Origin of the sequence: Streptomyces sp. NBC_01320 (assembly GCF_035974375.1) — a bacterium.
GTDB lineage: Bacteria > Actinomycetota > Actinomycetes > Streptomycetales > Streptomycetaceae > Streptomyces > Streptomyces yanii.
On record NZ_CP108390.1, the window covers coordinates 6,056,092 to 6,068,667 of the forward strand.

The 12,576-nt window shown below is 69.5% G+C and carries 11 protein-coding genes and 1 tRNA gene; 4 read left to right on the forward strand and 8 right to left on the reverse strand.

Annotated features, from left to right (window positions below; genetic code table 11):
* Positions 1-87 precede the first annotated feature (87 nt).
* From OG395_RS27550 to OG395_RS27575, 6 genes are all read right to left on the reverse strand, one after another.
* Positions 88-1,254 carry a lipid-transfer protein gene (locus OG395_RS27550; RefSeq protein ID WP_327245322.1) on the reverse strand — a complete coding sequence of 389 codons (1,167 nt, stop codon included), beginning with the start codon at positions 1,252-1,254 and terminating at the stop codon, positions 88-90.
* On the reverse strand, positions 1,251-1,646 hold the full coding sequence (locus OG395_RS27555; RefSeq protein ID WP_327245323.1) for a MaoC family dehydratase: 396 nt from the start codon (positions 1,644-1,646) through the stop codon (positions 1,251-1,253). Before OG395_RS27555 ends, OG395_RS27550 begins: the two co-directional genes overlap by 4 nt.
* Positions 1,643-2,779 (reverse strand): acyl-CoA dehydrogenase family protein, encoded by a 1,137-nt coding sequence (locus OG395_RS27560; RefSeq protein ID WP_327245324.1) that lies wholly within the window; start codon positions 2,777-2,779, stop codon positions 1,643-1,645. The genes OG395_RS27555 and OG395_RS27560 overlap by 4 nt, the downstream gene beginning before the upstream one ends.
* Before the next feature lies 1 nt (position 2,780).
* Positions 2,781-3,734, reverse strand: a complete 954-nt coding sequence (locus OG395_RS27565) for a bifunctional MaoC family dehydratase N-terminal/OB-fold nucleic acid binding domain-containing protein (protein WP_327245325.1) — start codon at positions 3,732-3,734, stop codon at positions 2,781-2,783.
* Complete coding sequence (locus OG395_RS27570) at positions 3,731-4,948, reverse strand: acyl-CoA dehydrogenase family protein (protein ID WP_327245326.1); 1,218 nt, start codon at positions 4,946-4,948, stop codon at positions 3,731-3,733. Before OG395_RS27570 ends, OG395_RS27565 begins: the two co-directional genes overlap by 4 nt.
* 214 nt (positions 4,949-5,162) lie before the next feature.
* A complete protein-coding gene (locus OG395_RS27575; RefSeq protein WP_327245327.1) occupies positions 5,163-5,474 on the reverse strand; it encodes a hypothetical protein in 312 nt (103 codons plus the stop codon).
* Positions 5,475-5,841: 367 nt separating this feature from the next.
* Here OG395_RS27575 and OG395_RS27580 point away from each other — a divergent pair, with 367 nt between their 5' ends.
* Complete coding sequence (locus OG395_RS27580; protein ID WP_327245328.1) at positions 5,842-6,741, forward strand: bifunctional DNA primase/polymerase; 900 nt, start codon at positions 5,842-5,844, stop codon at positions 6,739-6,741.
* Between the two features lie 580 nt (positions 6,742-7,321).
* On the opposite strand, the gene OG395_RS27585 is transcribed toward OG395_RS27580, so the two are convergent.
* Together OG395_RS27585 and OG395_RS27590 are read right to left on the reverse strand one after the other, a co-directional pair.
* Positions 7,322-7,408 (reverse strand) — tRNA-Ser (locus OG395_RS27585).
* 628 nt (positions 7,409-8,036) lie between these two features.
* Positions 8,037-9,491, reverse strand: a complete 1,455-nt coding sequence (locus OG395_RS27590; RefSeq protein ID WP_327245329.1) for a S1C family serine protease — start codon at positions 9,489-9,491, stop codon at positions 8,037-8,039.
* A 197-nt stretch (positions 9,492-9,688) separates the two neighbouring features.
* On the opposite strand from OG395_RS27590, the gene OG395_RS27595 reads away from it, so the two are divergent.
* The 3 genes from OG395_RS27595 to OG395_RS27605 all read left to right on the forward strand — a co-directional run bounded on the left by OG395_RS27595 (position 9,689) and on the right by OG395_RS27605 (position 12,383).
* Complete coding sequence (locus tag OG395_RS27595; protein WP_327245330.1) at positions 9,689-10,516, forward strand: glycerophosphodiester phosphodiesterase; 828 nt, start codon at positions 9,689-9,691, stop codon at positions 10,514-10,516.
* Positions 10,517-10,569: 53 nt separating this feature from the next.
* On the forward strand, positions 10,570-11,169 hold the full coding sequence (locus tag OG395_RS27600) for an ATP-binding protein (RefSeq protein ID WP_327245331.1): 600 nt from the start codon (positions 10,570-10,572) through the stop codon (positions 11,167-11,169).
* Positions 11,170-11,417: 248 nt separating this feature from the next.
* Positions 11,418-12,383 carry a DUF5926 family protein gene (locus OG395_RS27605; RefSeq protein ID WP_327245332.1) on the forward strand — a complete coding sequence of 322 codons (966 nt, stop codon included), beginning with the start codon at positions 11,418-11,420 and terminating at the stop codon, positions 12,381-12,383.
* The last annotated feature ends 193 nt before the right edge of the window (positions 12,384-12,576 follow it).

The window sequence follows — 12,576 nt, forward strand, 5'->3', positions numbered from 1 at the left end:
TCCTGGAGGAGTAGAGCTCGTCATCAGGACTCAGGGTCGCCACCTGAGACAGCCACCTGGGACAACGGGCCCGCTCCTGTCCCACGGTCAATCGCCGGTGCCCAGAATCAGTCCGGAGGTAGGCACCCCCGTGCCCGCTGTGACCAGGGTTCTGGCCGCCCCGGATATCTGGTTCACCGATGTGCCCCGGATCTGCCGGACCGCCTCCGCGATGCCGTTCATCCCGTGCAGATACGCCTCCCCCAGCTGACCTCCATGCGTGTTCAGGGGCAGCGCGTCGTCCGCCACGAAGTCGGCGGCCTCGCCCGGCCCGCAGAAGCCGAACTCCTCCAGCTGCATCAGCACGAAGGGGGTGAAGTGGTCGTAGAGAATGCCCACATCGATGTCGGAGGGGGTGAGTCCGGAGGTACGCCAGAGCTGCCTGGCGACGACGTCCGTCTCCGGCAGCCCGGTCAGCCCGTCACGGTAGAAGCTGGTCATCTGCTCCTGCGCCCGCCCTGCGCCCTGTGCGGCGGCAACGATCATCGCAGGCGGCTGCGGAAGGTCCCTGGCCCGCTCGGCGCTGGTCACGACGATCGCCTGTCCGCCGTCGGTCTCCTGGCAGCAGTCGAGCAGCCGTAGCGGTTCGACGATCCAGCGCGACGCGGCGTGGTCGGCGAGGGTGATCGGCTTCTCGTAGAAGTACGCCGCCGGGTTGCGCGCCGCATGGCGCCGGTCGGTGACCGCGACATGGCCGAAGGCCTCCGGGGTCAGGTTGTAGGTGTGCAGATAACGCTGGGCGGCCATGGCCACCCAGGAGGCGGGAGTGAGGAGCCCGAAGGGGAGGTTCCAGCCGAGCGCCGTCCCCTCGGCGGTGGGTTCCCGGCGCTGCACCCCGGATCCGAAGCGCCGCCCCGAACGTTCGTTGAAGGCGCGGTAGCAGACCACGACATCGGCAACCCCGCTCGCCACGGCGAGCGCCGCCTGCTGCACGGTCGCGCAGGCCGCACCGCCGCCGTAGTGGATGCGGGAGAAGAACGACAGCTCTCCGATGCCGGCCGCCTGGGCGACCGTGATCTCGGGGCTGGTGTCCATGGTGAAGGTGACCAGACCGTCGACATCGGCAGGGGTCAGCCCGGCGTCGTCGAGGGCGGTTCGCACCGCCTCGACGGCCAGCTTGAGTTCACTGCGCCCTGAATCCTTCGAGAACTCGGTCGCCCCGATCCCGACGATCGCCGCCCGGCCGCCGAGCGAATCGGCCCTGCGCACACTCATGCCGATCCCTCCGGGACGCTGACGGTCACCGTGCCGGTGACATGCCTACCCAGACCGTTGGCGCCGACGACCGCCACCTCGGCCGTCCCGGCGTCATCGAGGGCCGTGACGGTGCCGGTCAACACCATGGTGTCTCCGGGGTAGTTGGGTGCCCCCAGCCTGATGGCGACCTTGCGGAGCACCGCAGACGGCCCGAAGTGGTCGGTGACGTACCGCCCCACCAGGCCATTGGTCGTCAGGATGTTCATGAAGATGTCCGGGGAGCCCTTCTGCTGCGCGAGCTCCGCGTCATGGTGCACGTCCTGGTAGTCGCGGGAGGCGACGGCACCCGCGACGATCAAGGTGCGGGTCACCTCGATCTCCAGCGGTGGCAGCTCCTCACCGACCTTCATTGCAATCCCTCCTTCACCAGCAACTCACCCAGTTCCTCGAGCACTTCACTGCCGCATCCCAGATAGGAGTCGAGCTGACGGCCCCAGAGGAAGTGACGGTGGACGGGGTGGTCGAGATCGGCGCCCGTACCGCCGTGCAGATGCTGTCCGGCGTGTACGACTCTCCTGCCGGCCTCCGAGGCCCACCATGCCGCAGTCAGCGCCTGGGCGCCGTAGGCCAGACCCTGGTCATGGCGCCATGCCGCCTCGTACGCCGTGACCCGTATCGCCTCGGTGTCCATATGGGCGTCGGCTGCGCGCAGCAGCACCCCCTGGTTGGTGGAGAGCGGGCGCCCGAACTGCTCCCGGGTGGTGGTGTGGGCGACCGCTCGGGCCAGCGACCCGGCGCACACCCCGGCCTGCAATCCCGCGAACGCCGTCCGGCTCGCGGCCAGCACCGCCCCGTACATCCCTGCTCCCGCTGCCTCTCCTGTCTCCGCTTCCGGTTCCCGACCCGTTCCCACTTCTGCTTCTGCTTCCGGGGCCGGGCTCGGCTCGGGGCTCAGCTCCGGCCCCGACCCGCCGAGCCGCTCGCCGGGAGCCCGGTCCAGGACGAGCCGCGCCGCCGACCACGGCGCCGTCGTCTCCACCGGCAGGACCACCACGCCCGGATCGGCGATCCGCACGACCCACAGCACCCGGTCCGCATCCGCCACGAGCACCAGGGTTGCGTCCCGCAGCCAGGGCACATAGGGCACGACGCCGCTCAGCCGCCCTTCCCCGTCGGTCCGTAGACCGGAGCGTGCCGGAAACGCCCCGGTGGCCACAGCCGTGCCGTCCCGCAGGGGTGGCAGCAGTCGCTCCCGCTGTTCGCCCGTACCGTGGTCGGCGACGGCGAGCAGCCCGTACACACAGCTCGCCGCGAACGGCACCTGCGCGGTCGTCCTGCCCTGTTCCTCCAACAGCAGCACCAGACCCAGCAGCCCGATCTCCTCGACGGCGGCCGTGAGCCCGGCTGCGCACAGCTCCTTCCACAGCTCGGCATCCGTCCCCGACCCTGCGGCGGCCAGTCGCTCGTGCGTGGCCAGGTCACCGAAGATCTGCGCGGCGAGCCCCTGTGCCGCGCCCTGCTCCTCCGTGGGCGTGAAGTCCATGTCAACCCTCGCCCCCACGGAAGACCGGCAGCTCCAACTCGGGGTCCGTACGAAGGAATTCCAGCTTCACCGACATCCCCGTCCGCACCTTGTCGCTGGGCACACCGACCACGTTGCTGACCATCCGCACGCCCTCCGCCAGCTCGATCAGCGCCACCGCGTACGGCCCGGCTTCGTCGGAGGCGCTGAAGGCCGGGAAGGGCGGGTGATGCATCACGACGTGACTGAAGACCGTGCCCTCGCCGCTCGCCTCGACCGTGTCCCACTCCTGGCAGCCGCACGCATTGCATCCGGGGAGCCAGGGAAAACGCAGGGTCTCGCACTCCCGGCACCGCTGGATGAGAAGTCTGTGCTCGGCGACGCCCTGCCAGAAACCGGCGTTGTCCCGGTTGATCACCGGTCTCGGCCGCAGACTCCGACCGCCCTGTCTCAGCCCTCGTCCTCCACCCCGCTGCCCCCCTTTACCCCCTGCGGGCGCGTACTTCAGGATCCGGAAGCGATGCGTCCCGGCCGGTTCACCGGCCGCTCGGACGTCCATCCGCGTCGTGATGAAATAGCCCGTCCCCAGTTTGGTCGTCTTCCGCTCCGACACCGACTCGATCACCGCATCGAAAGTGATCCGGTCCCCGGGCCGCAGCGGACGCAGGTACTCCTGCTCACAGTCGGTCGCGACCACCGAGGTGTATCCGGCACGGTCGAGCAGGCCGAACAGCTCGTCGTACGCCCCGGACCGGTCGGTGTGCCCCGACAGACCGCCCATCGTCCACACCTGCAGCATCGTCGGCGGCGCAATCGCCCCCGGCCCCACGTACGCGTGATTCCCGTCTCCCATCGCCTCGCACCAATGCCTGATCATCGGCTCGTTGACCAGGTCCTTGCCGACGCCGGCCGTGGCGGACGCGCGCCCTTCGTACGCCTTGAGCCTCCCGTGCAACCGGTCCGCTGTGTCCGTCACCGCTTCCCCCTCTTCATGCCGAGCCGCATCGTCGCGACAATCTCCCGCTGCACCTCGCTCACCCCGCCCCCGAAGGTGTTGATCTGCGCCGCCCTGTTCATCCGCTCCAGCTCCCCGTCCCCGAAGGAGCCGGGCGATCCGCCTCTGACCATCCCGGCCTCGCCCGTGATTTCCTGGCACATTCGATACACCTCGACGGCCGATTCGGTTCCCACGAATTTCACTCCGCTCGCGTCCCCGGGGGCCACCGAGCCCGCCCCGACGTCCCCCACCAGACGCCAGTTGAGCAGGCGGGTTGCCGCCAGTCGGGCATACGCCTCGGCCAGCCGGGACCGCACCCACGGCTCGTCAACCGGACGCCGCCCCGTCACCGGATCGGGGGTTCGGGCGAAGGCAAGCGCCGCCTCGTAGAAATCCTCGGCCTGCATCCCGATCGCCGCGAGCGCCACCCGCTCGTGGTTCAGCTGGTTGGTGATCAGGCCCCAGCCACCGTTCTCCTCGCCGACCAGGTTCGTGGCGGGCACCCGAATCCCGTCGTAGTAGGTGGCCGTCGTGGTCAGTCCGCCCACGGTCTCGATCGGGGTCCAGGCAAAGCCCGGCGCGTCCGTCGAAACCAGGACGATCGAGATGCCCTTGTGCTTGGGCGCGTCCGGATCCGTACGGCAGGCGAGCCAGATCCAGTCCGCGTTCTGCGCATTGCTGGTAAAGATCTTCTGCCCGTCAATCACCCAGTCGTCGCCGTCCCGCACCGCCCTCGTCCTCAGCGCGGCCAGGTCCGTGCCGGCCTCGGGTTCGCTGTAGCCGATCGCGAAAACGAGGTCCCCGCTCAGGATCCGCGGGAGGAAATACTCCTTCTGCGCCTCGGTCCCGTACCGCATCAGCGTCGGGCCGACGGTGTTGAGCGTGACCATGGACACGGGTGCGCCCGCCCGGTAAGCCTCGTCGAAGAAGACGAACTGCTCGTCGGGTCCGCGGCCCTGCCCTCCGTACTCGACGGGCCAGCCGAGCCCGAGCATCCCGTCGGCACCGATGCGCCGCAACAGCCGACGCTGCTCGACCGGGTCCTCGGGCGCCGCCGGGGGCCGGGACTTCCCGTCCGCCCCAGGAGTTCCGTCGGCACGGCCGGTCGGATCCGTCCCGGAGATCACATCGCGAAAATACGTGCGGAGTTCGGCACGCAGCTGCTGCTGACGTTCCGTCGGGGCGAGGTGCACGGCGGCGGCCTCCCGGACACGGGGGTACGGAATCAGGGTTTCTGACTGTCCGTCAGATAACTGATCGCTGTCAAGGCCGGCGGCGACCGAGCACTCCCGCCCACACACGCCGGAACGCGAACAGCCTGTGCAAGGAAACCGAAGCGTCCTTGCACAGGCTGCTGTTCACCCCGTCGCACACCGGCCCCCCGACCGGCCCGCGGTGGCCCCCGGCTCACCAGAGATTGGTGAAGTTCACCGCGACACTCCTGGTGGACTGATCGATCACGGTGAAGGCCGAGCCGTTCACCTGCGCCGAGTTGCTCCGGTTCGACGCCCCGGAGCCGGTGGCCTGCTGCTGCGACGTGGACGAATTACCGAAATTGTCCCCACCGACTCCGCTGCCGCTGATCGTCGCAACACCCGCGTTCGATCCATCGTTCGCGAACGAGCCGTTGTCGGCCTGGGCCACGCCGCCGAAGAGCGCGGCGGCGAGAGGCAGTGCGGCAACAGCGGCGAGGGCGCGAGCGGTACGGATGCTTGCCATGTCAATTCCTCCAGGAACCGGAAGTGCTGCTTGTTCCAAGGCGGTTGGCCGACCACCTCGGCGTTGGTCACGACGTCGCGAGACCAAAGTTGCCCACCGAATCCCCCATGAACCACTCATGATCCACGATTCCCCCGCAAGCATGAGGAACACCCGATAAACCTCCTGCACGGCCTCGAAGCCCCGATTCACACCCCCACGCCTCGATCCGCACCACGCGATCCCGCGCATCCCCGGAGGAAAAGCGTTCCGGCACATTTTCCGCCAATCCGCCCCATCGACCCCCAGCACCCCGAGCCCACCCATCTACACGCCGCCGCGCCCCATCCCCCCTTCCCTTTCTCGAACACCTGTACGAAAATGAACTATGGCCATCACCGACCGGCAGACCGCCACCCTGGCCCTCGCCCACGCACTCTCCGCCGCCGAGCACGGGCTCCCCGTCATCCCGCTGTCCGCCACCAAGCTCCCCGCCCTGCGCTCCCCCCACCGCGGCGACGACCGGCCGGCCGGCTGCCGGGGCGCCTGCGGCCTTCCCGGACACGGGGTCCACGACGCCACCACAAACCCCGCCGCCGTACGAGCCCTGTTCGCCGCCGCCCCATGGGCCACCGGATACGGCATCGCCTGCGGCCGGGCACCGCACCACCTCATCGGCATCGATCTCGACATCGATGCCTCTGGCCGCAGCGACTCCGCGGCGGCCCTCCAGCAGCTGGCCCTGCACCATCTGTTCACCATCCCGCCGACCGTCACGGTCATCACACCGAGCGGCGGACGCCACATCTGGCTCACCGGTCCGCCCGGGGTGCCCGTACCGAACTCCGCCAGCCGCCTCGCTCCCGGCATCGACATCCGCGGCGCCGGCGGCTACCTGGTCGGCCCCGGCTCGGTCACCACCGGCGGCACCTACCGACTCGCCCCTGGCGCCGCCGATCTCTCCCCGGCCCCCTGCCCCCGCGCACTCCTGCGGCTGCTCACACCTCCCGCGCGCCCTCACCACCCCTCACCACGCCCCCACCACGGCCGGGGCCTGGTCCAGTTCGTCCTCGCGGCACACGAAGGACAGCGCAACACCCGCCTCTTCTGGGCGGCTTGCCGTGCGTACGAACACGGCTTCGGCGACGCCCTCGCGGATGCCCTCACCAAGGCCGCCGTCCATACCGGCCTCACCGAACACGAAGCCCGCGCCACCATCGCCTCGGCCGCCCGCCTCACCTCCGGCCGCCCCGCCGGCCCGGAGGGCAGCCCCGACCGGTCGCCTTGACCGGACGTGCCGGGCAGGCCCGCAGAAGGGTCGCCCGCTCGGACGAAGAACGGTGATGATCGGCCGGCCGTCTCCGGCGACCTTTCAAACGTCCTGCGGCCGAATTCTCTGCGCTGCGAGATCGTGGACGACAGGGACGGACTTGTTTTCCGCGTGAGGGAAGCGACCGTCATCCTTGAGAGCGTGCCGGTACCTGGTACGTCGTGCCGTCCGACTTCAGCTCCAATGTGCCGCCACGCGCGTCGGTCCACATCGTCGCCGTTCGGGATCGCGGCAGCTCGGTCGGCTCACCATCAGGGACCGGCGGCGGAAACAGCCTGCCGCAGCCGACGAGGGCAAACGCCACGGGAACGAGAGCCAGCACTGCCCGGCAGGAACGCAACACACGCCACCCCGACGCTTTCGACAGATCGCGAGCGCAACTGCCGTACGGCTGGCGCAACGGGATCGTGGTCCAGCGAGAGCGGTGCCCCCGTGCCGCTTGCGTGCCCGACCGGACGGGAAGCAGCGGGAACTGACGGGCAGCGCCCGTCGGAACGGCCCCTGAGCGAAGTACCTGCTCAGGGGCCGTCCAGTTGCGCGGTGGGTGTGGGATTTGAACCCACGGTGACATCGCTGCCACGACGGTTTTCAAGACCGTTCCCTTAGGCCGCTCGGGCAACCCACCTTCGCCCCGCCTTGCCCTGCTGCGGAGCGGGCTACAGCCTACCGGCTGGGTGCTTCCGGTGTGACTGGCCGGTCTCATGAGTGGCCGCACCCGGCCAGTTGATCACGCGTCCACCGTCACCAGGGCACCGCCGCCCCCGTCGCATGTCCCCCAGCAACCGGTGGGGGGCGCCGCGGTGGTGCACGTAACCCCGCTCACTCGTACACCAAAGCCGTCGTCCTGCCGTCGACCGTGTCTCCGGTGACGTTGGTCGCCACAAGTGCGGCGACGTATTCGGGCGTTGTGGCTCACTGCGGCAGAGAGCCACAACGCCGGTGTCGGTGGTGCTCCAGGGGCGGATGGTCACGGACCGGACTCCCGCCAACCCGAAATCAGCATCACAGGTGCCGAGTCGGCTGTCCTGGTGGACCACGGTGAATGCACTCGTCACGCTCATGGAAGCACCGCGCAGCAATGGACTCAGATGCAGCGCCATCCGCAGCATCAAAAGGAGCTGAACGACTGCCGCGCCCCGCGGACGAGTGACCGCAACCGCCTCGACCCTGCACCGTGAGACGCACGAGGGGGCTGCCGAATCGCTCGGCAGCCCCTCACCTGCACCTTTCCCGGCTGTCGGCAGCCGGTCCGGTCAGTTGTCGCCCTTGCGCTGTCCCAGGGTGACTTCGGCGGTCGACACCTTGCCGTCTCGCTTGTACGTCAGCGTCACCTTGTCGCCCGGCTTGTGGGTCCAGATCTCGCCGATCAGGGTCGGGCCGCTGTCGATCACCGAGTCGTTGAACTTCGTGATGACATCGCCCCCCTTGAGGCCGGCCCTGGCCGCCGGGCCGTCCGGCGAGACGGCCGGGGTGCCGCCCGAGCCCTGGTCCGAGATGACGGCTCCGCCGGTCCTCTCGTCCATCGAGACCGTGGCACCGATCACCGGGTAGACCGGCTGACCGGTCTTGATCAGCTGCTGGGCGACGTTCTTCGCCTGGTTGATCGGGATCGCGAAGCCGAGGCCGATGGATCCCGCCTGCGACTGGGCGCTGCTGCCGGTGGACTGGATCGCCGAGTTGATGCCGATGACCGCACCGCGCGCATCGAGCAGCGGACCGCCGGAGTTGCCCGGGTTGATCGAGGCGTCGGTCTGCAGTGCGCTCATGTACGAGTTGCTGCCGCCGGAACCGTCGCCGGAGGCCACCGGGCGATTCTTGGCGCTGATGATGCCCGTCGTGACCGTGTTGGACAGACCGAATGGCGCACCGATCGCGATCGTCGAATCACCGACCGCAACCTGGTCCGAATTTCCGAGGGCGAGCGGTGCAAGACCCGACGGTGCGTTCTTCAGCTTCAGCACCGCGACGTCGTAACCCTGCGCGCGGCCGACCACCTCGGCGTCGTACTTCTTGCCGTTGGAGAACGTCGCCGTGAGCTGGCCACTGTTCGCCGCGGAGGCCACCACGTGGTTGTTCGTGAGGATGTGGCCTTCCTTGTCGTACACGAATCCGGTGCCCGTGCCGCCCTCGCCGTCGCCGCTCTGCGCGTTGATGGTGACCACACTCGGCAGCGCCGCGGCCGCGACGCCCGCGACCGTACCGGGATCGCGCTTGAGTACCTGAGGGTTGGACGCCGCGACCGTGGTCGAGCCGGAGGAGTTGTTGTCGTTCCGGTCGGCCGCCCAGTAGCCGAGGGCGCCGCCGATGCCGCCCGCCACGAGCGCCGCCGCTGCCACCGCCGCCACCAGGCCTCCACCTCGTCGCTTTCGCGGGGCTTCGGGCGTCTGCGGCTGGCCGGGGGCGCCCCACACAGGGCCACCACCCGCACCTTGGGCGTACGCGGGAACAGCGGGCGGGGGCGTCGGCCAGGCACCCCCGGGCTGGGACTGCGGCGGCTGCGGCGGCGGCCAGTCATTCGCGCGCTGCGGCTGCTGAGACGGCTGCTGGAATTGCTGCGTTGCCGTCGCTTCCGACGATTCCGGGCTCGCGGGCGCCGGCGGGGACGCAGGCGTGCCCTCAGGAGCAGCGGCCGGCACGGGAGGTGCGGACGGAACGGACGGAACGGCCTGAGCCGCGGTGCCCTCGTTGCCCTCGTTCTCTGTGCTCACAGCTCTTTACTCCTCGGTTCCTCATCAGTTTCGGCAAGAGATCCGCTGTGCACGTGTCTGGAGCCAGCTTTTCCCATGACCCGTCAGGCCACTGTAAGCAGGACCTGTGCGTCCGCACACCAATCTTTATATCCGGCAAAACGGTCCTTCGCCTTCAGGTGCACGCGCCCGTCGCCCCACGGTGACACGATGACGCCGTGACCCACGCACGGCAGCACACCCCGCACCACCCCATCCAGGTCATCGCACACCGCGGAGCGTCCGACGACGCACCCGAGCACACCCTGGCCGCATACCGGAAGGCGATCGAGGACGGCGCCGACGCCCTGGAGTGCGATGTACGTCTCACCGCCGACGGCCATCTCGTCTGTGTCCACGACCGCCGGGTGAACCGCACGTCCAATGGGCGGGGTGCCGTCTCCGCCCTGGAGCTCTCCGCACTCGCCGCACTCGACTTCGGCTCCTGGAAGGACCGCGAGGAGTCCCCGGACTGGGACCCGGTGCCGGGCGAGCTCACCTCCGTACTCACTCTGGAGCGACTGCTCGAACTGGTCGTCGAGACGCGAGCCGCAGGGCGACCCCTGCAACTGGCCATCGAAACCAAGCACCCCACGCGCTGGGCCGGCCAGGTGGAGGAACGGCTGCTGCACCTCCTGAAGCGGTACGAGCTCGACACTCCACCGGCAGACGGCCCCTCGCCGGTACGGATCATGAGTTTCTCGGCGCGCTCCCTGCACCGCATCCAGGCCGCCTCACCCACCCTGCCCACCGTCTATCTGATGCAGTTCGTCTCGCCGCGGCTGCGCGACGGGCGGCTGCCCGCCGGCGCCCGGATCGCCGGTCCGGGTCTGCGGATCGTACGCAGTAACCCCGGCTACATCGAGCGACTGCACCGCGCGGGCCACCGCGTGCACGTCTGGACGGTCAATGAACCGGAGGACGTCGAGCTCTGCGCCCGCCTGGGCGTCGAGGCAATCATCACGAATCGCCCAAAACAGGTCCTGTCGCAACTGGGTCACCTTTAACATCAGTTACAAGGAGTACACCGGCGCATTCGATCTGTATTCGATCGTTACGAGTGCGTCACTCGCAGACCATTGGCCGGTTTCCGGCCCAGTCCAGGAGGGCATTCACTCCGTGGCGTGGGGCAAAGGAGGTCTCGGGGGTGGCGTTGGTGGTGGCACAGGAAGTGCCCACGTCGTCGAGCATGGCCGTACCCCATGGCCCTGCGGGCGTGGGCCAGGCGCGGCACCGGATGCGCGAGCAATTGCGCAGCTACGGGGTGTCGGATTCGGTCGTCGACGATGCTGTATTGATCCTTTCCGAACTTCTCAGCAATGCCTGTCGACACGGCAGGCCGCTGGGACGACAGACAGATGTGGGTGACGGTGACGTCCGCGCCGCATGGCGCGTCGACAGAACAGGCGGACTGACCGTCGAAGTGACCGACGGAGGCGGTCCCACCAGACCGATTCCGGCCACTCCTTCGGTGACGGCGCGCGGCGGACGCGGGCTCAACATCATCAGCGCGCTCGCCGAGGAGTGGGGCGTACGCGACGGCTCGTCCGGCGAGGTCACCGTGTGGGTGGTGGTCAGCGAGGGCCATGGGACCGGGAACGGACACGTGCAGGGGCTCGACGGGCTGGACTTCGCCGACGCCTTCGACGATGCGGGCTGACGCCGACACACCGGTTGCGACCGCCCGGACACAGGGCAGAGGCGCCACCCGGCGGACAGACCCTCGTACGGATCGGCGGGCGGACCGCCCAGTAACGGCACGCGTGCCGACCGGCGCCCTGGCCGGTGCCCCGGCCGACCTTCCGGCCTATGTACACGCAGGCGCCCGGGCGTCTGTGCCCCGTACCCGACACGGGCCGCTAGGCTCGCGGCCCAGACCGCACTGTCGCAATCGGGAGAAAGCCCACCATGGCCAAGAAGCGCCCTCAGACCAAGGCCGGGAAGCAGCAACTCAAGGACGCCGAGATCCCGGTGGTCGGGGCTCGTGAGCCCTGCCCGTGCGGTTCGGGCCGCCGCTACAAGGCGTGTCACGGCCGCGCCGCCGCCCAGGCCGTGACCGAGCTGGTCCACCGCCCCTTCGAGGGCCTGGCGGGCGAGTGCGACTGGGTCGCCCTGCGCGAGCTGGTGCCCGCCGCCACGGTCGAGTTGACACTCAAGGGCGGGCTGCCCGACGGTGTGCCGTCCGTGACGCTCGCGACCGTGCTGCCGATGGCCTGGCCGGCACTGCGCCGCGACGACGGTTCCGTCCTTGTCGCCCTGCAGAACGACACCTCCTCCGGCGACCTCAGCCGAGACCTCGCGGACACCCTGCAGCGTGCACTGGCCGCCGAGCCCGGCTCGCCCGTCGCCGCCCGCCGCGTACCGGCCGACGGTCCGCGCCTGCAGGACCTGCTCGACCCGGAAGCGGCGTTCGAGCCGGTCGTCCACTCCGGCTTCGAGTTCTGGGTGCCGGACGCGGAGAACGCCACGCCCGAGGTGTCCGCGTCCCTGGAACGCGCGAACGAAGCGGCGATCCCGACCGTTCTGCTCTCCGGGGTGGACGCCGCGTACTGGTGCGAGACCCCGGAGAAGAACCACCTGCGCTGGGTCATGCCGTACCCCGAGGAGCAGTTGCTCGACGCGCTCGCCCGGCTGCACGCCGCCGGCACCTCCTCGCTCGGCGAAGGGACCCGGCTGGTCGGCTCCTTCCGCGCGCACGGGCTGATGGTTCCGGTCTGGGACCTGCCGAGCGCGATGGGGGCGAAGGAGTGCGAGAAGCCCGCAGCCGAGCTCGCGGAGCGGCTGACGAGGGCGCTCGCCTCGGACGCCCCGCTCACCGCCGAGGAGCGCCGGGCCCGTGGCGGGCTCACCAACCGCCAGGTGACGCTCAGCTGACCGTGCGGACGTGACGACCCCTGCGGGCCGCCCGGTGACACGCGTCACACTTGTCGTACCCGCAGGTAAATCGCTGTCCGAATATACGAGATCGAATTTGCGAACGGCAGATCTCTTGTTACGGTTCTAGAAGCCCGGTCGCTGGTGCATCCCCCGTCGCCAGCGATCGGGCATTCTCATGCCCGGACCCGGC

Excerpts from the sequence above, each read along its gene's own strand:
- OG395_RS27550 (WP_327245322.1), bottom strand. The coding sequence starts at position 1,254 with ATGAGTGTGCGCAGGGCCGATTCGCTCGGCGGCCGGGCGGCGATCGTC.
- OG395_RS27555 (WP_327245323.1), bottom strand. The coding sequence starts at position 1,646 with ATGAAGGTCGGTGAGGAGCTGCCACCGCTGGAGATCGAGGTGACCCGC.
- OG395_RS27560 (WP_327245324.1), bottom strand. The coding sequence starts at position 2,779 with ATGGACTTCACGCCCACGGAGGAGCAGGGCGCGGCACAGGGGCTCGCC.
- OG395_RS27575 (WP_327245327.1), bottom strand. The coding sequence starts at position 5,474 with ATGGCAAGCATCCGTACCGCTCGCGCCCTCGCCGCTGTTGCCGCACTG.
- OG395_RS27580 (WP_327245328.1), top strand. The coding sequence starts at position 5,842 with ATGGCCATCACCGACCGGCAGACCGCCACCCTGGCCCTCGCCCACGCA.
- OG395_RS27605 (WP_327245332.1), top strand. The coding sequence starts at position 11,418 with ATGGCCAAGAAGCGCCCTCAGACCAAGGCCGGGAAGCAGCAACTCAAG.